This is a genomic window from Motiliproteus sediminis (assembly GCF_017912535.1).
Taxonomy (GTDB): domain Bacteria; phylum Pseudomonadota; class Gammaproteobacteria; order Pseudomonadales; family Balneatricaceae; genus Motiliproteus; species Motiliproteus sediminis.
In genome coordinates this window covers 145,353-165,145 of the sequence record NZ_JAERQK010000010.1, presented here as the reverse complement: position 1 = coordinate 165,145, position 19,793 = coordinate 145,353, and the positions used below count along the sequence as shown (strand labels likewise).

General features: G+C 60.7%; 18 protein-coding genes. 7 read left to right on the top strand and 11 right to left on the bottom strand.

Annotated features, from left to right (window positions below):
- The first annotated feature begins 240 nt into the window (after positions 1 to 240).
- The 3 genes from JJQ76_RS15710 to putP all read left to right on the top strand — a co-directional run bounded on the left by JJQ76_RS15710 (position 241) and on the right by putP (position 5,552).
- Complete coding sequence (locus JJQ76_RS15710; RefSeq protein ID WP_210397874.1) at positions 241 to 432, top strand: hypothetical protein; 192 nt, start codon at positions 241 to 243, stop codon at positions 430 to 432.
- A 232-nt stretch (positions 433 to 664) separates the two neighbouring features.
- On the top strand, positions 665 to 3,850 hold the full coding sequence (gene putA, locus JJQ76_RS15705; RefSeq protein ID WP_210397873.1) for a bifunctional proline dehydrogenase/L-glutamate gamma-semialdehyde dehydrogenase PutA: 3,186 nt from the start codon (positions 665 to 667) through the stop codon (positions 3,848 to 3,850).
- A 205-nt stretch (positions 3,851 to 4,055) separates the two neighbouring features.
- A complete protein-coding gene (gene putP / locus JJQ76_RS15700; RefSeq protein ID WP_210397872.1) occupies positions 4,056 to 5,552 on the top strand; it encodes a sodium/proline symporter PutP in 1,497 nt (498 codons plus the stop codon).
- Positions 5,553 to 5,621: 69 nt separating this feature from the next.
- On the opposite strand, the gene JJQ76_RS15695 is transcribed toward putP, so the two are convergent.
- From JJQ76_RS15695 to JJQ76_RS15680, 4 genes are read right to left on the bottom strand one after another with little or no spacing between them, the layout of a single operon-like run.
- Entirely contained in the window at positions 5,622 to 6,197 is a 576-nt protein-coding gene (locus tag JJQ76_RS15695; protein WP_210397871.1) for a hypothetical protein, read from the bottom strand.
- Positions 6,194 to 6,997 (bottom strand): cytochrome c3 family protein, encoded by an 804-nt coding sequence (locus tag JJQ76_RS15690; protein ID WP_210397880.1) that lies wholly within the window; start codon positions 6,995 to 6,997, stop codon positions 6,194 to 6,196. The genes JJQ76_RS15695 and JJQ76_RS15690 overlap by 4 nt, the downstream gene beginning before the upstream one ends.
- Positions 6,975 to 7,514 (bottom strand): hypothetical protein, encoded by a 540-nt coding sequence (locus JJQ76_RS15685; RefSeq protein WP_210397870.1) that lies wholly within the window; start codon positions 7,512 to 7,514, stop codon positions 6,975 to 6,977. The genes JJQ76_RS15690 and JJQ76_RS15685 overlap by 23 nt, the downstream gene beginning before the upstream one ends.
- Positions 7,515 to 7,574: 60 nt before the next feature.
- Positions 7,575 to 8,390, bottom strand: a complete 816-nt coding sequence (locus JJQ76_RS15680; RefSeq protein ID WP_210397869.1) for a helix-turn-helix domain-containing protein — start codon at positions 8,388 to 8,390, stop codon at positions 7,575 to 7,577.
- Positions 8,391 to 8,594: 204 nt separating this feature from the next.
- Here JJQ76_RS15680 and ansA point away from each other — a divergent pair, with 204 nt between their 5' ends.
- Positions 8,595 to 9,611: an asparaginase gene (gene ansA / locus JJQ76_RS15675; RefSeq protein ID WP_210397868.1), complete on the top strand. Its 1,017-nt coding sequence runs from the start codon at positions 8,595 to 8,597 to the stop codon at positions 9,609 to 9,611.
- 7 nt (positions 9,612 to 9,618) lie between these two features.
- On the opposite strand, the gene JJQ76_RS15670 is transcribed toward ansA, so the two are convergent.
- The 7 genes from JJQ76_RS15670 to JJQ76_RS15640 all read right to left on the bottom strand — a co-directional run bounded on the left by JJQ76_RS15670 (position 9,619) and on the right by JJQ76_RS15640 (position 16,657).
- Entirely contained in the window at positions 9,619 to 9,984 is a 366-nt protein-coding gene (locus tag JJQ76_RS15670) for a Na+/H+ antiporter subunit G (RefSeq protein WP_210397867.1), read from the bottom strand.
- Positions 9,985 to 10,008: 24 nt separating this feature from the next.
- Positions 10,009 to 10,278 carry a K+/H+ antiporter subunit F gene (locus tag JJQ76_RS15665; RefSeq protein ID WP_210397866.1) on the bottom strand — a complete coding sequence of 90 codons (270 nt, stop codon included), beginning with the start codon at positions 10,276 to 10,278 and terminating at the stop codon, positions 10,009 to 10,011.
- On the bottom strand, positions 10,272 to 10,775 hold the full coding sequence (locus tag JJQ76_RS15660) for a Na+/H+ antiporter subunit E (protein WP_210397865.1): 504 nt from the start codon (positions 10,773 to 10,775) through the stop codon (positions 10,272 to 10,274). Before JJQ76_RS15660 ends, JJQ76_RS15665 begins: the two co-directional genes overlap by 7 nt.
- Complete coding sequence (locus JJQ76_RS15655) at positions 10,772 to 12,292, bottom strand: monovalent cation/H+ antiporter subunit D (RefSeq protein ID WP_210397864.1); 1,521 nt, start codon at positions 12,290 to 12,292, stop codon at positions 10,772 to 10,774. Before JJQ76_RS15655 ends, JJQ76_RS15660 begins: the two co-directional genes overlap by 4 nt.
- Positions 12,293 to 12,299: 7 nt before the next feature.
- Entirely contained in the window at positions 12,300 to 12,653 is a 354-nt protein-coding gene (locus JJQ76_RS15650) for a Na+/H+ antiporter subunit C (protein ID WP_210397863.1), read from the bottom strand.
- A gap of 48 nt (positions 12,654 to 12,701) precedes the next feature.
- Entirely contained in the window at positions 12,702 to 15,485 is a 2,784-nt protein-coding gene (locus JJQ76_RS15645) for a monovalent cation/H+ antiporter subunit A (protein ID WP_210397862.1), read from the bottom strand.
- A 146-nt stretch (positions 15,486 to 15,631) separates the two neighbouring features.
- Positions 15,632 to 16,657, bottom strand: coding sequence for a ChaN family lipoprotein (locus JJQ76_RS15640; protein ID WP_210397861.1), 1,026 nt, complete (start codon positions 16,655 to 16,657; stop codon positions 15,632 to 15,634).
- A 64-nt stretch (positions 16,658 to 16,721) separates the two neighbouring features.
- Between JJQ76_RS15640 and JJQ76_RS15635 the strand changes: the two genes are divergently transcribed.
- The 3 genes from JJQ76_RS15635 (at position 16,722) to JJQ76_RS15625 (ending at position 19,793) form a co-directional block, all read left to right on the top strand.
- The gene (locus JJQ76_RS15635; protein ID WP_210397860.1) at positions 16,722 to 17,210 is read left to right on the top strand and encodes a 2-thiouracil desulfurase family protein; all 489 of its coding nucleotides are present in this window, start codon (positions 16,722 to 16,724) and stop codon (positions 17,208 to 17,210) included.
- Between the two features lie 79 nt (positions 17,211 to 17,289).
- Positions 17,290 to 19,008, top strand: coding sequence for a proline--tRNA ligase (locus JJQ76_RS15630; RefSeq protein WP_210397859.1), 1,719 nt, complete (start codon positions 17,290 to 17,292; stop codon positions 19,006 to 19,008).
- A 212-nt stretch (positions 19,009 to 19,220) separates the two neighbouring features.
- Complete coding sequence (locus tag JJQ76_RS15625; RefSeq protein ID WP_210397858.1) at positions 19,221 to 19,793, top strand: PhnA domain-containing protein; 573 nt, start codon at positions 19,221 to 19,223, stop codon at positions 19,791 to 19,793.

The following is a 19,793-nucleotide window of genomic DNA, read 5'->3' as shown; positions in this document are numbered from 1 at the left end:
GTTACTTTTTGTCACGACGGACAAAAAGTGACCCGCCCGGGTGGGCGGAACAAAGACTATCTGATTGCAGTGGAAGGAGCTTGAAACGCAGATTTAGTCGGCCACCTAACATGACCGCTCCGCGCCGTTACTGCTCGCTCCACACCATAAACGGTAAAACCTTTTTTTACTCTGCAACTCAACCCTTGGCGCCAATGGCCGCTACGCTTAAGTGTGTACAGGATGATAAGGAGCCTTACCATGGCCAGTTCGCATCTCCCTGTTGCCGATGACCAACATCAGATCGAGTGTCACGGCGAACGCAGTTTCTGGGTTGTTCGTTACCCCGACGGCCCGGAACTGACAGGACGACTACTCGGCCGCGTGGTCTATTTCGCCCATAGCGAACGCGACGCCAAAGCGTACATCCGCCACTACCGCCACCAGCACTAACGGCGGCCTGAGTTACCCCTCCCGACGGGCTTCAGGTCCCGCCGGCGTAAGAGCTTTTCGCAAAAACAACCGCGCTTTTCGCAAGATCAAACACCCCCGCACATCGTAGCCTTTATCGTTCGCGCGGAGCTTCAACGCCGGACCGCTGACGACAGCGGCTCTATGCCCGCGGCCGAATACCCCGATAACAATCAAGCCATCGGCAGGCTACCCATCTTCTGAGGGTGACTCTATGTTTAAAGCTAGCGACGTGCTCAAGGGCGACTTCCTGAATCAGGACCTCAGCGCCATCGAGCAACTCATCACGCAGAACTATGCCGTCGACGAAGACGCTTACCTTCGCGAACTGCTGCCCCTCGCCACACCGAGCGAATCCGAACTTCAACAGATTACCGACTGTGCTACCCGCCAGGTAGAAACGGTACGCGCCAACGACAAGGCACTGCACAACATCGACAAATTGCTGCAGGAATACAGCCTCGATACCGAAGAGGGTGTGATTCTGATGTGTCTGGCGGAAGCGCTGATGCGCATCCCCGATGCCGACACCGCCGACGCGCTGATCCGCAACAAGCTGGCCGGCGCTGACTGGAAACGGCATATGGGCAACAGCGAATCACTGTTGGTCAACGCCTCCACTTGGGGACTGATGCTGACCGGCAAGATCGTCAGCCTCGACAAGGATATGGACGGCAACCCCAACCACCTGCTCAAGCGTCTGGTCAACCGTGCCGGCGAACCGGTGATTCGCAAGGCGATGTATCAGGCGATGAAGATCATGGGCAAGCAGTTTGTGCTGGGCCGCAAGATCGACGAAGCGGTCACCAACGGTGGCGACTGCCGCAAGAAAGGTTACACCTACTCCTACGACATGCTCGGTGAAGCGGCCTTCACCATGGCCGACGCCGACCGCTACTTCCGCGATTATCTGCAGGCGATCGAAAAGGTCGGTGGCGCCAGCAATATCGAAAGCCGCAGCGGCAAGCCCACTATCTCAATCAAGCTGTCGGCGCTCCATCCGCGCTACGAAGTCGCCAACCGCGACCGAGTGCTGACCGAGCTGGTCGAGCGCGTAATCGAGCTGGTTAGAACCGCGCGCAAACTGGATGTGGGAATCACCATCGACGCCGAAGAGGCGGACCGACTGGAGCTCTCCCTGGACCTGTTCAAGGCAGTCTACAACTCGGCTGCTGCCAAGGGCTGGGGCAAACTGGGGCTGGTGGTTCAGGCCTACCAGAAGCGCGCATTGCCGGTGCTCTGCTGGCTGACCAAGCTGGCCGCCGAGCAGGGCGATCCGATTCCGGTACGACTGGTGAAAGGCGCCTACTGGGACAGCGAAATCAAGCACTCGCAGCAGTTCGGTCTCAATGGCTACCCGGTGTACACCCGCAAGGAGGGCACCGACTGCGCTTATCTCGCCTGCGCCCGCTTCCTGCTCAGTGACCTGACCGTTGGCCGCATCGAGCCCCAGTTCGCCACCCACAACGCCCACACGGTGGCCGCGATCATGACCATGGCCAACAGCGACCGCTACGAGTTCCAGCGCCTGCACGGCATGGGTGATGCCCTCTACGACGCGGTTCTTGCTGATCAATCCACCCGCTGCCGCATCTACGCCCCGGTCGGCGCCCACAAGGACCTGCTGCCCTATCTGGTCCGCCGGCTGCTGGAAAACGGCGCCAATTCGTCGTTCGTGCACCGTCTGGTTGACGCCCGCACCCCGGTGGCCGACCTGGTCCACCATCCGGTGCAGCAGCTGCTGGCCTTCGACAGCCTCTCCAACGACCGTATTCCGTTGCCGTCCCAGATTCTGGGGAGCGACCGCATCAATTCAGAAGGGATCAATATGAACATCAACGCCGAACAACAGACCCTGATGTCCGCCATTCGTCAGTTTGACCAGCGCAACTGGGCCGCCGGCCCCATCATCAACGGCGCCACCGTCGCCAGCGCGGCCAAACAGGATGTATTCAGCCCCTTCGACCAACGCCAGAAAGTGGGCACCATCGGCTGGGCCAACGCCGAACTGGCGGGGCAAGCGCTGGATATTGCCGCGGCGGCGTTCACCCGCTGGAACGATACCGACGCGGAAGTTCGCGCCCAGACGCTGGAAAAAATGGCCGACCTGATGGAGCAGCATCGCGCCGAGCTGATGGCGCTGTGCACCCGTGAAGCAGGCAAGTCCCTGCAGGACGGTATCGATGAAGTGCGCGAGGCGGTCGATTTCTGCCGCTACTATGCCAATCAGGCCCGCGCCCGCTTCGGTAGTGTGATCGAACTGCCGGGGCCGACCGGCGAATCCAATGAGCTGTACCTGGAAGGCCGCGGCGTATTCCTCTGCATCAGTCCCTGGAACTTCCCGCTGGCGATCTTCATCGGCCAGGTGGTGGCCGCCCTTGCTGCGGGCAACACCGTCATCGCCAAACCGGCCGAGCAGACCGGCCTGATCGCCCACCGCGCCATCGAACTGCTGCTCGAAGCCGGAGTACCGGCTGGCGCCATCCAGTTGCTGCCGGGCAAAGGTGCCGAAATCGGTGGCGCCCTGACCAGCGATCCGCGCATCGCCGGCGTGGCCTTTACCGGTTCCACCGAAACCGCCCAGCTGATTAACAAGACCCTGGCCGGCCGCAACGGCCCGATCGCCACCTTCGTTGCCGAAACCGGCGGCCAGAACGCGATGCTGGTCGACAGCACCGCGCTGCCGGAGCAGGTGGTCAACGACGTGGTTCACTCCTCGTTCACCAGCGCCGGGCAGCGCTGTTCGGCGCTGCGGGTACTCTACGTGCAGGAGGATGTCGCAGATCGCATCGTCGAGCTGATCAAGGGGGCGATGCAAGAGCTGACCATCGGCAATCCCGAGGCCTACAAGACCGACGTCGGTCCGGTGATCGACGCTGACGCCAAGGCCAAGCTCAACGCCCACATCGAGCAGATGCGCGACTCCGCCAAGTTCGTCTACCAGTGCGAATTGCCGGCCGAGTGCGGCAACGGTCACTTCGTCGCCCCGACTGCGTTCGAGATTGGAAGCATGAACGAGCTGGCACGCGAGCAGTTTGGCCCCATCCTGCATATTGTGCGCTTCAAGGCCAGCGAACTGGACGCCGTGATCGACGAGATCAACGCCTCCGGCTACGGCCTGACTCTGGGCATTCACTCCCGTAACGAAGGCACGGCCGCCTACATCGACAGCCGTGTTCGGGTCGGCAACGTCTACGTCAACCGCAACCAGATCGGCGCGGTGGTCGGGGTGCAGCCATTCGGCGGCATGGGACTGTCGGGAACCGGACCCAAGGCGGGCGGCCCCCACTACCTGCTGCGCTTCGCTACCGAGCGCACCCGCACCATCAATACCACCGCCGTCGGCGGCAACGCCACGCTGCTGTCGCTGGGTGACAAAGCCGAAGAAGAGGTCGCGTAAAAGTCCCTGAGGGGAGCACCGGGTGCTCCCCTTTTTGTGCGTCCAGGAAGGACCCCCGCCACCACGCCAGGCCGGCTCTGGTGGCACCGCCCGCAAGGGCACGTCCGTTGACCGTTAGCGTCAAGTCGTCGTGGAGGAGCGACGATCAGGACACAAGCGATGACCGGGTCACCCCGGCTTACCTATAACAACGAGGTCCCAACCCATGATTGTTACCCTCACTTTTATCGCCTATCTGGCGTTGATGCTCTGGATCGGCGTAGTTGCCTACCGCCGCACCCAGGATCTGTCCGACTATATTCTCGGTGGCCGTAATCTCGGCCCGATTCCGAGCGCTCTGTCCGCCGGCGCGTCCGATATGAGTGGCTGGCTGCTGCTCGGCCTGCCCGGTTATGCCATGGCTGCCGGTTACGAGGTATTCTGGCTCGCTGGCGGCCTGCTGGTCGGTACCTGGCTGAACTGGCTGCTGGTCGCCCAGCGCCTGCGTGTCTACTCCAAGGAAGCCGATGACGCCCTGACCCTGCCGGCGTTCTTCGAAAAACGGTTTGAAGACGGCAACCATAGCCTGCGGGTAATCTCCGCCATCTTCGTGCTGCTGTTCTTCCTGTTCTACACCAGCTCCGGCCTGGTCGCCGGCGGTAAGCTGTTTGAAACCGTATTTGGCTTCGATTACACCCTGGCGGTCATAATCGGTGCGGTAGCCGTGATCTCCTACACCCTGTTCGGCGGCTTCCTGGCGGTATCCTGGACTGACGTAGTGCAGGGACTGTTGATGGCCGCGGCGCTTATCATCGTGCCACTGGTGGCGATGAATCAGGTCGGCGGCATGGGTGAAACCTGGGCCGCGATGGAAGCCAAGAACCCGGAACTGCTGAACATGTTCACTGGTACCGACGGTAACGCACTGAGCCTGATCGCGGTGCTGTCACTGCTCGGCTGGGGTCTGGGTTACTTTGGTCAGCCCCATATTCTGGCGCGCTTCAAAGGGATTGCCAGCCAGAACGACGTACCGACCGCCCGCCGTATCGCGGTAATCTGGTCCGGCTTGTCGATGCTGGGTGCCTGTCTGGTGGGCTTTGCCGCCATCGGTTACCTCAACAATCCGCTCGGTGATGAAGAGAAAGTATTCATGGTGCTGGTTGACGCCCTGTTCCACCCGGTGGTTGCCGGTATTCTGCTGGCCGCGATCCTGGCCGCCATCATGAGCACGGCAGACTCCCAGCTGCTGGTCTCGTCGTCAGCCCTGGCAGAAGACTTCTACAAGGCGCTGTTCCGTAAAGACGCCTCCCAGCGGGAGCTGGTGATGGTGGGTCGTATTGCGGTGATCGGTATCGCTCTGGTGGCGCTGACCTTCGCCCTCGATCCCGACTCCAAGGTACTGGAACTGGTTTCCTACGCCTGGGCCGGCTTCGGCGCCGCCTTTGGCCCGGCGTTGATTCTGTCGCTGTACTGGAAGCGCATGAACAAGGCAGGCGCCCTGGCCGGCATCATCGTCGGTGGGGTCACCGTGGTGGTGTGGAAGCAGCTCTCCGGTGGCTGGTTTGATCTGTACGAGATCATCCCCGGTATGATTCTGGCGACCGTCGCCATCATCATCGCCACCCTGCTGACCCCGGCGCCCAAGCGCTCGGTCACTGAGAAGTTCGAGCAGGTGGAAGCGCTACTGGAAGACAGCAGCAACGCGGTGACCGCTAACGCCTGAGCGGCGCGCTAACCGCAGCAACCGATAAAAGCCCTCATTCGAGGGCTTTTTCAGTTTCTGGTCCCGATACTAACGCACCTCTTGCAGGGTATGATCAAGCTCGTTAGCCCAGTGGGCCAACTGGTGCGGGTCGATGTCGGTACCACTATCGGCAAACTGTTTCAGGTGCTCCAGCAACTCATCCACGCGCTCGCAGCGCGCCACTTCGCGCGCGCGCCAGGACTCCAGTAGTGCCAGCACCTCATGCTCGGGTTGCGGGTCGGACAGGCCAGGGGTTAGGTCAAGCCGCCCCACCTTTTGCAACTGCTGCCGGAACGCCGCCAGCACCCGTTTGATGTGCCCCATCCACAGCCCGTTAGCCAGGATCAGCGCCAGCGTGTTGATCACCCCCATGGTGACGATCACGATCGCCATCTCTTTCAGAAACAGCGGCAACAGCGGCTGCTGCGCCGAGCGGTGAATGGTAAACAGGTTGGCTTCAATGGCGGCGCTGAAGCGGAAATAGAGAAAGATCATCGCCGCAACCAGCATCGCCGTTTCCAGCACTACCAACGCTAACAGCAACCAACCCTGCAGACGCAGGTCGATCAGTTTACGCCGGCGCACCCGATGGCCGTGAATGTTGTTGTCGGCCGCGGACTTCATAGATCGTGGCACTGAAAGCATAGGTTCGAGCCCTCGTTGCTGGCCACCATCTGGCCATGTGTGCTGCTATACCCCTGATGGCAAGAGATGCAGCTTACCTGACCGCCCGGCAGCGAGATCGAGGGCGGCAGCTGTTCGGGATCGCGATAGCCGCCAAAAGCGAAAGCCTGGCGATAGTCGACACCGATGGGGTGCTCCATGGACCCGGTCGCGTGGCGGGCGATATTACCGCCTACCACCGTTACCCCCGGCCCCTGACCACGCTCGTCATGGCATGCCATGCACTGCACCGAATACTCATCGGTCTGCGCTGCTTCCAGGCCGTTGCCGGACGTCATGTGCCCGGACACCAGCAGCGAGCCGCCCTGATCGGCCATATTGCTGAAGAAGCTCAGCTCGTGGCATTGGGTGCAGAAGGCGGCACCCCGTTCCGCTATCTGCAAGGCGCCGTGACCACTGGCGTGAATGCTGTGGCAGGTGCTGCAGGTAACGTTACCCTTCCAATCCAGTGGCAGCGATTGCGGCACGGCCATGCTGGGCGACACGCCGCTGGGATGACTGGCCTCCAGCGCACCCGGATGACAGCGGCTGCACAACTGCTCCGGCGGTGCGGTCAGCAGGGCCGAGTTGCTGCTACGGGTCTTATCCCCTGCCAGGTGACAGCTACCACAGTCAGCTCCCTGCAGTGGATCGACGCTGAGCGCTTGAAACGCCCCCCGCGCCCAGCGCTCAACCGGCACCAGCATTACGGCACCAAGCGCCAGTGCCGTTGCAATCCTAACGAGTCTTCGCTGTTTCATAACGCACGCGTCCCTGCTGCTCGCCGAGCTCTTTCAATAGAGCTCGCGTCTGTTCTCGATCGCCCGCCTTACCGGCGTTCAACGCTGCGACCGTCAGCGCATCTATATGGCGATAGTGAGCGTACAGCTGGCCTACGCTTTGCTGCAGCAGATCACACTCCTGCTGCAGCTGATCATTGCCCCGAATGCGAATCTGCGGCACTTTGCCGCTGCGGATGCCGGATTCTAGGTTCCGTGAAAAACGGTACAAGGGGCCGGCCACGCGAAAGGTTGAGTAGAGCGTGATCAGCCAGGTAGTAACGCCGGTGCCCACCGCCAGCACCAACCCGCCGGCCAACATGACCAGCGGCAGACGATCGCGAGTGTTGGAGAGCGAACGCAGGGTTTCCAAATAGTCGGCTTCAGGCACACCGGCAAGAATCACCACTGCGGTAAGGCCGATAAAAGCGACCAGCGAAAACCACAATGAAATCTTGCCGACCAGCTTCAGCGAATTGAACTGGGGGGTGGTATCCATCAAATATCTCTTAGCTCCATTGCCCGGTGGCACCGGGTAATAATAGCCTGTTGTTTGGGGTCAAAGCGCTACCGCAAGGAACAGATTCTTGTCATCGCGGCTGCGATTATCGATTTTTTCCCGGACCTGCGGGTCAATTTCCGTCGACTGGTCCGGATAGAGGCCGCATTTGCGCAGCGCCTTGCGCAGATCAACCCGCCGCCCCAGAAACTCGTAGATAACACGCACACAGGCGGGCTCATGCTGATCACTGGCGGCGACGCCCAGGCGCAAGCCTGATAAGCGGCTGACTCGGCTTTTGTAGGTCGGGTAAAGAATGGTCTGGGTCAGCTCATTACCGGCCAGCGATTCGTAATCGGACAGAAAAATCCGGTCGGCCAGAAAAAAGCCACAGCCAAGGTAGCGAGAATGAAACACCTTGCCGCTGCCATCCGGCGCCCGCAAACGTTCGATTCGCTGGTAGTAGACCTCTCCGTCGCGCTGGCCGATATACACCAGATTGCGCAGAATATTGCCGGGAAACGCCATCGAGTAGTAGATCTCAAAGTAATAACCCAGATAGTGATCGAAGCGCCCTTGACTACGCTGCTGCAGCTTATCGATATGCTGGGCGTAGGTGCGTGGCCGCTCACTTTCCTGCTGCTTCGCCCTTACCTGAACGATCTGAGCAAACTGTTGATGTGGCAGAAAAATCTCGTATTCTTCCACCCCAAAAAAGTCGCAGATGGTGCGCAAGATGAACTTTGACGGCAGGGTAGCGCCGCTGAGATACTTGTTGAACTGGGACCGGTTGATGTTGATCAATCGGCACACTTCCGCGATGGAGCGGTAGTAGCCGCACATCAGCCGCAGGTTGTCGGCGAAATCTTCGCGCATCGGTTTACCCCGTTATTATTCTGCTTGCATGTCCGTGGTGATGCTAATTGACGCTAACATATCACCACTTAGCGCCAAGCGGAATCAGGTAGCGATATTGTTGCCCCCGACGGGGTCTGCTTTGATTACCCACTAGCTTAAATTTCTGACCTGCGTTCTTTCCCGCTATACTGCGGCCCTTTTTTTCGAGGAGTCGGGCTGACCATGAACAGACGGATTTATATTCTGTACACCGGCGGCACTATCGGCATGCAGCGCTCGGCCGACGGTTACGTGCCGATGGCGGGTCTGGCTGATCTGATCAATGAGAAAATCCCTCTGCACCTCTCAGCGAGCGTGCCGGAATATCACCTCGAAGAGCTGGACACGCTGATCGACAGCACCAACGCCACTCCGGCGGATTGGCGCCGTATCGCGGCCAAGGTGGTGGACAACTACGCCAACTACGACGGTTTTATCATTCTCCATGGTACCGACACCCTCGCCTACACCGCCTCAGCGCTGTCGTTTATGCTGCAGGGGTTGCAGAAACCGGTAATCATCACCGGCTCGCAAATCCCCCTGTCTGAGCTGCGTAACGACGCACTCGACAACCTGATCACCGCGCTGGTGCTGGCACGCAACTACCCGGTGGCCGAGGTCTGTCTGTACTTCAGTGGTCGTCTGCTGCGCGGCAACCGCGCCACCAAGCTTAAGGCCACCGGCTTCGATGCCTTCGACAGCCCCAACTACCCCTGGCTGGGGAAGGTGGGGATCAATATCGAGATGGAACAGGCCAACATCCGACCACCCAGCACCGCTGGCGAGCAGTTTGAACTGCCCCATTACGACAAACGCGTGGTACCGCTAAGACTCTATCCCGGCATCGACGCGGACTACCTCAGGCACGTGCTGCAGCTGCCTATGGATGGCCTTATTCTGGAGTCCTTTGGTGTCGGTAATGCGCCGGATAGGGATCCTGAACTGCTGCGTCTGCTGGACCAAGCCAACAGCAGGGGACTGGTGACCGTCAACCTGTCGCAGTGCCTCTACGGGCGCGTGGATCTCAGTAGCTACGCTACCGGCTCGGCGTTAGCGCGCACCGGAGTCATAGGTGGTGCGGACATGACGATGGAAGCCACTTTTGCCAAACTTCACCACCTGTTGATGACCGAATCATCAGCGGCGCGGGTACGCGACCTGATGGCCACGGATATCTGCGGTGAATTGACCCCGGCCTGAACCTCCGTCAGGAGGAGCTCGGCGGGCGCCGCGCTTCCGCGCAATCGATTAACGGCTTGCCCTGGGTTCGATCGACCACCTTGACCCGGTGGTGCAGTGCGGTTTTGGCCAGCATGTGGGCACTGACCGGCGCGGTCAGCAGCAGGAACAGCGTGATCAGCAGTTCATGGACGCTGAGGCGAGCCTCCGACACGCTGAAATAGATCATCGACGCAAGCAACAGTCCCGCCATGCCAAGCGTGGTCGCCTTGGTGGGCGCATGTAGCCGGGTATAGAAATCGGGCAGCCGCACCAGTCCCCAGGAGCCCAGCAGCATAAATCCGCCGCCCGCCAGCAGCAGCAGCGATACCAGTATTTCCAGCGCCAGACTCATCGGCGGCCTCCATCACGTGGTCGGTTATTCAATGATATCTCCCCGCAGCAGGTATTTGCACAGCGCGGCGGTACTTACAAAACCGAGCATGGCAATCAGCATTGCAGCTTCAAAATAAAGCGTGGTGCCGCGATAGAGGCCGAACAGCAATATCAAGCCGATACTGTTGATGTACAAGGTATCCAGGGCCAGAATCCGGTCCGACAGGTCCGGCCCGCGCAGCAATCGCACCAGGTTCATCACCAGCGCGGCCGCCAACATGGCACTGACGATCCAGATCACCGTACTCAGCATTCAAAGATCTCCCTCAACGGTTGCTCGTAACGCTCCTTGATCACCTTGATCAGCACCGTATCGTCTTCCAGGTGCAGTGCATGCACGTATAACCAACAGCGATCGGAGGAGAGCTCCGCACTGACCGTTCCCGGCGTCAGCGAAACGGTATTGGCCAGCAGGCTCACAGGCAGATCCCCGCGGATATCCAGGGGCACGGCAACGAAGCCCGGCTTCAGATGACGGCGTGAGCGCAGGATACGCGCGGCCACATCAAAATTGGCCACCACAATATCCTTGAGCAATCGCAACAGATACTTGCCCGCCAACCGGAAACGCCGTACCCGAATCGGCCCCTCCTGCAAGGGTGCAACCAGCAGTGATACCAGCCAGGCCAGCACGACCCCCAGCAGAATCTGCCCCGGCGCCATGGAGTTGTTGAGCAGCAACCACACCACCACCAGAACCGCCGTTTGCAGTGGCAGCGGCAACCAACGACTCAATCCACCGGTTTTCATGGCGACACCTGCGGCAGCAACAGCTGCGGGGTACGTTCAAACAACGCCAGTTGTTCGGCGGAGGCACCGGTAAACCCGGTCACCGGCCCACCAAACAGCACCAGCAACGGCGAAGCGCTCAGCAATAGCAACACCGCCGCCAACTGTAGTCGGGAGACCGGCTCGCAACAGGCTTTCTCACCACTGATCCGCCAGAACAGTGTGCTGCCGGCACGCGACAGGGCCACCAACGACGCCAATCCCCCCAGCAGAATGGGTGGCCACAACCAACTGATCTGGGCGCTGGTCTCCGCCGCGTTCAGCATCAGCGCCTTGCCGACAAAGCCAGACAGCGGCGGCAACCCGACCACGCTCAATGCGGCGACGAAAAACACCGTACCCAGCAGCCCCGGATGGCACATCCGCTGCGCCTGTACAAAACGATCTTCCGCCTTGCCGCGCTGGCGCACGACAATATCGGCGAGCAGAAACAGCGCGCCGCAGATGAGGGTCGAATGCACCAGATAGTAAAGGGCTGCGCCTACGGCGGCGGTATTGTTGATCGCCATCGCCGCCAGCAGGGTACCGATGGAGAGTAAAATCAACTGGCCGATCAGCTGCCGCAAGCTGACCGCCGCCATAATGCCGACCGCGGCCAACAGCAAGCTGAGCACAGCCAGCGGCCACAACCAAGGCACGATCAGATCGGCCAATGCGCCGGCATGGGGCCCGAATATCAGCCCAAACACCCGCAGCATGCTGTAGATACCCACTTTGGTGAGAATGGCAAAAAGCGCCGCCACGGGGGCACTTGCGGCAGCGTAGGTCGCCGGCAGCCAGAACTGCAGCGGCAACATGGCTGACTTCAAGCCAAACACCACCAGCAGCAGCAGTCCGCCGGTACTGGCAATCGCCTGCTCGGCCGAACTGAGGTGCCTGATCTTGACCGCCATGTCCGCCATGTTGAGTGTGCCCAGAACGCCATAGAGGATACCCAAGGCAAACAGGAACACGGTGGAGCCCACCAGATTGAGAATCACATAGCCGACCGCCACCCGGGTGCGCGCCTTGCCGCCGCCGTGAATCAGCAGCGCATAAGAGGCGATGAGGAGAATTTCGAACGCCACAAACAGGTTGAACAGATCGCCTGTCAGAAAAGCCGCGTTGATACCCGCCAACTGGAACAGAAACAGAGGGTGAAAATAAACCCCGGTGTGGTCATCTCCGGCACAGGCATAAAGCAGCGCTCCCAGGGCCAGTACTGCGGTCACCAGTAACATCAGCGCCGCCAGCCGATCGGCGACCAGGACAATACCGAAGGGGGGTTGCCAATCGCCCAGACGGTAGATCTGGGCCGCTCCGCTGTGGGTCGCCAGCAACAGATAGACGGCCACCACCAGCACCAACCCCACCGCGAACAGTGAACTGGCCCGCAGGCGCCCGGAGGCCAACCCGCCGCGCCCTGACAAGGGAGGTAACAGCTGCAGGATCGCGATCAGCAGCGGTATAAGGACGGGAAAGATGATGCTATGGTTCATGCGCTCTCTACTTGGCTGCCGGGGGTTCGCGACGCTCGGGGATACGTCCATCCACATGATCAGTGCCGGTATCGGCCCGACCGCGCATCGCCAGTATCACCACGAACGCGGTCATCGCAAAGCCGATCACGATGGCGGTCAACACCAGCGCCTGCGGAAGCGGATCCGCGTAGGGCGCCCCCCCCTGTCCCAATATGGGGGCACCATCGATAGTCAACCGGCCACTGGCAAACAGAAACAGGTTTACCGCGTAGGACAATAAGGTGAGACCCAGCACCACGGCGAAGGTACGGCTACGCAGCACCAGAAAGAAGCCACAGGTCGTTAGCGCCCCCACACACAGTGCATATAACAGTTCCATCAGTTCGCTACCTTTTTCATCATGGTGCCGACACGGCGGCTGTCTGCATCATCCATCATGCCGTCCTGTCGTGGTCAACTTGCCCAGATTGGCGAGAATCAACAGGATTGCGCCGACCACCGTCAGGTAAACCCCGATATCGAACAGCATCGCGCTGGCAAGCTCGAATTCGCCAACCAGCGGCCAGTGGAAATGGTCAAACCAGGAGGTCAGGAATGGCCGTCCGACCAGCCAGCTACCCGCCCCGGTCAGCAGCGCCAGCATCAGGCCGCAGGCGATAAGCCACTGATAGTTGAGCCGCAACCGTTCGCGGATATGCGCCTCTCCGAAGGCTACGTACTGTTGAATCAGGGCCACGGCCGTGATCAGCCCGGCGATAAAGCCCCCACCCGGCAGATTATGGCCGCGTAGCAGAATATAGGCAGACACCAGCAGCGCCATCGGCAACAGTAGTTGCGAAATCACCGCGAGAATCACCGGATAACGATCCCGGGACCAAGGGCGACCGGAGTCGTCGCTGGTGGGCAGGTAGAGCTTCATCTGATCGATCAGCTTGAAGATTCCCAGCGCGGCAATCGCCAGTACGCTGATCTCACCGAAGGTATCAAAGCCGCGGAAATCCACCAGAATAACGTTGACCACATTGGTGCCACCGCCCCCCGGCACGCTGTTGTCAATAAAGAAACCGGCGATGCTGCTGCCCGAACGCGTCAAGATGGCGTAGCAGAGGGTGCCCACCAGGCCGCCGACCAGCGCCGACAGACCAAGGTCCCTCGCTACCCGGTGAGGGCTGGATTCCTTGGCCGCGCGCTGGGGCAGAAAGAACAGCGCCAGTAGCAACAGCAATACCGTAACCACTTCCACCGACAACTGGGTCAGCGCCAGGTCCGGAGCTGAGAAACGGGCGAATATCAATGACACCACCAGCCCGACCACCGACAGCATCAGCAGTGCCACCAACCGCACCCGATGCCAGTAAACGGTGGCTAGCGCAGCGACAATCAGCAGTACCGCGCCTACCTGTGCCAATCCATCCGGCTCCAGCAACTCGCGCCCGCCGCTGGTCTGGTGCAGCTTCATCATCGGCGGCCCCAGAAACACCAGAATCAGCAGCAGCAATAGCAGCAACTGCCGCTGCAGTGATCCACGATCAAGCAGCTGCATGATGCGACTGCAGAACGTGATCAAGCGCTGCACGCCCTCTTCGAAGATGAGCTTGGGGTCAGGATCCGGAAACTGGGACTGAAATTGAAACAGCAATTTGCGGTTGTAGTAGATCGCCACCCCTCCGGCCAGGGCCAGCACACTCATCAGCAGCGGCAGATTAAACCCGTGCCAAAGCGCCACGTTGACCTCGGGAGGCGGCCCTTGCAAGGTGGCCGACGCCGCCTTCAGCAGCAAGTCGGTGACCACGTAGTCCGGAAAAATACCCACCAGCAGACAGAGGCCCACCAGAATCTCCACCGGCAGTTTCATGTACCGGGGAGGCTCGTGGGGAGTGCGGGAAAGACCGACCGGTTCGCCGTTAAAGAACACGTCATGGATAAAGCGCAGTGAATAGGCCACCGCAAACGCACCGGCGGTGGTGGCCAACACCGGTACCAGCCAGGAAAGCGCGCCCAAGGTGCTTTGATCCAGGGTCTCGGAAAAGAACATCTCCTTGGACAGAAACCCGTTCAGCAACGGCACCCCGGCCATCGCGGACGCCGCTACCATCGCCAGCGTGGCGGTATAGGGCATATATTTCCACAACCCGTTCAGCTGGCGCATATCACGCGAACCCGATTCGTGGTCGATGATCCCCGCGGCCATAAACAGCGACGCCTTGAAAGTGGCGTGATTGATGATGTGAAAAATGGCCGCCACCGCCGCCAAGCGGGTGTCCAACCCCAGCAACAAGGTGATCAGGCCCAGGTGACTGATGGTTGAGTATGCCAGCAGCCCCTTGAGGTCGTGCTTGAACAGCGCGATATACGCTCCCAGCAACAACGTTGCCAGACCGGTCAAACTCACCAGCAAGAACCATAGATCGGTGCCGGCGAGCACCGGCAGGAACCGCGCCATCAGAAAGATACCGGCTTTAACCATGGTAGCCGAGTGCAGATAAGCGCTGACCGGTGTGGGCGCGGCCATCGCCTGTGGCAGCCAGAAATGGAACGGAAACTGTGCCGATTTGGTAAAGGCTCCCAGCAACACCAGCACCAGAATCACCGGATACCAGCCGGAGTCACGAATCAGGTCGCCGCTGGACAGCACCCGGTCCAGATCAAACGACCCCACCACCTGGCCGATCAGCAGCAGCCCGGCCAGTAACGCCAGCCCGCCAAAACCGGTGATGGTCAAGGCCATGCGGGCACCGAGTCGCGCTTCGGTTTTATGTGACCAGAAGCTGATCAACAGGAAAGAACTGATGCTGGTCAGCTCCCAGAACATCCACAGCTGAATCAGGTTGTTGGACAGCACGATGCCCAGCATCGCGGTCATAAACAGCAACAGGTAGGCGTAAAAGCGTCCCATCGGGTCGCTATCGGACAGGTAGTAGCGGGCATACAGGATCACCAACAGCCCGATTCCCAGAATCATCAGCGCAAACAGTGCCGCCAGGCCATCAAGGCGCAGCGCAAACGCCAGGTCAAGCGCCGGAATCCACTGCAGCGATACTCGCAGCTCCTCGTCGCGAAACAGCGCCGGAAACAAGGCCAGCAGCAGTAGCAGAGCGATGCCCGGCAATACCGCGGTTGCCGCCGCACAGACGTTGCGCCCGTAGCGATCGCCCGCCAACGCCAAAAAGGTCCCCAGCAGCGGCAGTAGCGCTATCCAAACCAAACTCATGTTGATAACTGTCCCCGACCGATGGCGTCAAACCGCACCATTTTACTCAGCACTGACCCGCTGTACAGCCACCCGGTGACTGGCCTGCGGAGCAAAAACGGTAACATAACAATAGGCTATCCCTGCCAGAACGGTGCCGGAAATGCTCAGCCCCCCGGTTTATTAAGACTAGCGCAGGGATCAATATAGCTGTGCCGAGGCGTGAACCAAAGCAGCTCATGGCGGGCTCCGAAGTCGGTATCGCCAACACGGGCCGGTTCAAGATAATCGGCCAGCGGCGCCGGCTCGATAGTGATCGGCTGCAGTGCCAGGTTCAGCTGCTGCAACCCGGGATTGAGATACTCGACCTGACCATACACGGCGCGATTGTACTCGGTATGGCCGTTACCCAGTATCATCACCACCGGACCGCCCTCGGATGCGGCGGCCATCTGTACAATCGACTGCGCCATACGGTTGTTGCGAGCGTTCCAGGTCTGATACAGGCGAGTCAGTAGCGGTTCTTCACCCCAGCCACAATGACCGTCACGAAACCGCTGGTACATCAACTGACGATAGTCGGCATGGTCGTTCTGCAGTCGCACCAGCTGGTGGCTTTCCACCGGATTCAAACCGTCGCTCCCCACCCGGCTCAGCCGCAGCTTGATCCCGGCCGGCAGGTCGGCCCCAAAGATGGGTAACTGATGCTGCTTAGCCACCTCGATCAAGGAAAAGTAGAAGCCCCAGTCGCGGTCGCTGCGCTGCTCCCACCCCAGCTGGCGACGCAGACGCTGCTCTGGCGTTTGTTTCGCCTTGCCACCAACGTGTAGCTGCATCATCGACGCCTGACCGCTGACATACTGCTGCAGGTAACCGGTCTGACCGACATCGAAAAACTCGAACCCGAGAGCGGGTTTAAACCCCTTGGCCACCAGCGCCTCTAGCAACTGTTTCTGTTTGGCGTGGTGATCCGCGTTATCGTGACTCTCCCCCAGGTAAACAACGTCGGCGCTGGCCATCCGCTCCAGCAGGGCTGCCTCGGTAATCGCTTCACCACTGCGAGTATCGATAATCTGCCCGATCAACGGGTCGTCACGCTGCGTGTCACCGGGGGCCAACGCACAACCACCCAGACCGAGCAGGATAGACGCGAGAAGCAGCGAGCGGGGCTTGCAGCCTAGCGATAACAACATGGGAGTGCCTTCTGTTAACAAGTCTGTTCAGCGTATGATAGCGGTCAGGCTTGAGGGTTCAACCATGGACAAGATTTTGATCAGCCGCTGTTTGTTGGGCGAACCGGTTCGCTACGACGGTGCAGGCAAGGCGGTCACGCATGCCTTGCTGCGACTGTGGCAGCAACAGGGGCGTCTGGTTCCGGTGTGTCCGGAGATGGCCGGCGGCCTTGGCTGTCCGCGCCCGGCGGCGGAGATACGCGGTGGTCGGGGCAGCAGGGTGCTGGATGGCCAGGCGCAGGTCACCACCAGCGACGGACTGAATGTCAGCCGCGCATTCATCCGCGGTGCAGAGGTGGCGCTGCACCTGTGCCGGACCCACGACATCCGTTACGCCCTGCTGAAGAGCCGGAGCCCCTCCTGCGGCAACGCAGAGACCTATGACGGCTCCTTCAGCGGCAGCCTCGTTGCAGGCGAGGGGGTCACCGCCGCACTGCTGCAGCGTCATGGTATCCACTGCTACAACGAATCACAGTTGCAACAGCTGGCCGCGCAGCTCGACCAGCGCGCGTAACCGCGCCCGGCCTTGTGACTGCCGGGCCCCGCTCGTACAATACCCCTCTTTTTTTGACCGAATCTGGAGCCCGTCCACCATGCGTGCGAGTCAATACCTGATTGCCACCCTCAAAGAGACTCCGGCCGACGCCGAAGTCATCAGCCACCAGTTGATGCTGCGGGCCGGGATGATCCGTAAGCTGGCCTCCGGCCTCTACACCTGGTTGCCGATGGGGCTGCGTACCTTGCGCAAGGTGGAGCGCATCGTGCGCGAGGAGATGGACCGCTCCGGGGCCCAAGAGGTGCTGATGCCGGCGGTACAGCCGGCCGAGCTGTGGCAGGAGTCGGGGCGCTGGGAGTTCTACGGTCCCGAGCTGCTGCGCCTGAATGACCGCCACGGGCGCGACTTTTGTGTCGGACCGACCCACGAAGAGGTGATCACCGACCTGATCCGCCGCGAAATCCGCAGCTATAAGCAACTGCCAGCCAACTTCTACCAGATCCAGACCAAATTCCGTGATGAGATCCGCCCCCGCTTTGGCGTAATGCGCTCGCGCGAATTCATCATGAAGGACGCCTACTCCTTCCACCTCAATGCGGAACAGCTGCAGCAGACCTATGAGGTGATGCACGCTACCTATACCCGCATCTTCGAGCGTTTCGGCCTCGACTTCCGCCCGGTGCAGGCTGATTCCGGTGCCATCGGCGGCAGTTGGTCGCACGAGTTCCACGTGCTGGCCCAGTCCGGTGAAGACGCCATCGCCTTCAGCGACGGCAGCGAATTCGCCGCCAACATTGAAGCCTGCGAGTGCCTGGCACCCGCCGGCGAGCGCCCGGCGCCAAGCCAGGAGATGACCCTGGTTGATACGCCCAACGCCAAGACCATCGCGGAACTGGTCGAACAGCATGGCCTGCCGATCGAGAAGACCGTCAAAACCCTGATCGTCGCCGCTTCCGATGCCGTGGAGGCTGACTTTGTCGCGCTGATGGTACGTGGTGATCACGAGCTGAACGAGATCAAGGCCGAACATCTGCCCGAGATCGCCGAGCCGCTGCGCATGGCCACTGACGAAGAGATCCGCGCCGCCATCGGTGCAGGACCCGGCTCCCTGGGCCCGATCAACCTGCCGCTACCGCTGATCATCGACCGCACCGTGGCAGCGATGGCCGACTTTGGCGCCGGCGCCAATATCGACGACAAGCACTACTTCGGCATCAACTGGGAGCGTGACGTGCCGCTGCCCCAGGTCGCCGACCTGCGCAACGTGGTCGAGGGTGACCCCAGCCCCTGTGGCAATGGCAACATCGTGATCAAGCGCGGTATCGAAGTGGGCCATATTTTCCAGCTCGGCACCAAGTACAGCGAGGCCATGAATGCCACCGTACTGGACGAGAACGGCAAGTCGGTACTGATGCCGATGGGCTGCTACGGCATCGGTGTGACCCGGGTGGTCGCGGCTGCCATCGAGCAGAACAACGACGATCGCGGCATCATCTGGCCCGATGCCATCGCCCCCTTCCACATCGCGCTGGTGCCGATGAATCCGGAGAAGTCGGAGCCGGTGCGCGAACTGAGCGACAAGCTCTACGCCGAGCTGAGCGCTCTTGGCTTTGACGTGCTGCTGGACGACCGCAAAGAGCGTCCCGGGGTGAAATTTGCCGATATGGAACTGATCGGCATTCCGCACCGGGTGGTGATCTCCGACCGCGGTATCGAAGCCGGCACGCTGGAGTACAAGGGCCGCCGCGACGCCGACAAGCAGGATGTCGCCATTGACCAGATGATTGATCTGCTACAACAAAAGATCACCCTGTAAGCGCAACCCAAACCAACAGAAGCGGGGCAACTGACAGCCCCGCTTCGCTGGCACCACCGGCAACCAGCTCACCAGGGCCACCACAGCCGGGGCAGACCGCAACTTTATCCCCACACGGCCCTGCTTATCCCGTAGAATGGCCGCTCTTTTTTTTCCGGGGCCGTCGGTCTGCGGCATCCGTTCACGCAGTTAACCAAGGAGTCTTGTCCGCCATGAGTATCGAAGCCACCCTGCAACAACGCAGCGCCGGCAAGTGTGAACTGTGCGGCGCCACCGACAATCTGGCGGCATTCGAAGTCACTCCCAGCGACAGCAGCGCCGAGCAAAGCGCGCTGCTGTGCGGGACCTGCCGCGGCCAGCTCGATCAGAGCAGCGAACTTACCCCCCACCACTGGCACTGCCTCAACGACAGCATGTGGAGCCCCACCCCAGCGGTGCAGGTATTGGCCTGGCGGATGCTCAAGCGCCTGAGCGGCGAGACCTGGGCCCAGAACGCGCTGGATATGCTCTATCTGGAAGACGACGTGCGCAGCTGGGCCGAAGCTGGCGTTGCGGCGGGCGACGACGATGCCGTTGTGCACCTGGACTGCCACGGCAACAGGCTGGAAGCGGGCGATACCGTCACCCTGATCAAGGATCTGGACGTCAAAGGCGCCAGCTTCACCGCCAAGCGCGGCACCGCGGTGCGCGGCATCTCACTGGTTCAGGACAATCCGGAGCATATCGAAGGCCGGGTTAACGGTCAGCGAATTGTGATCCTGACCAAGTTCGTCAAGAAAAGCTGA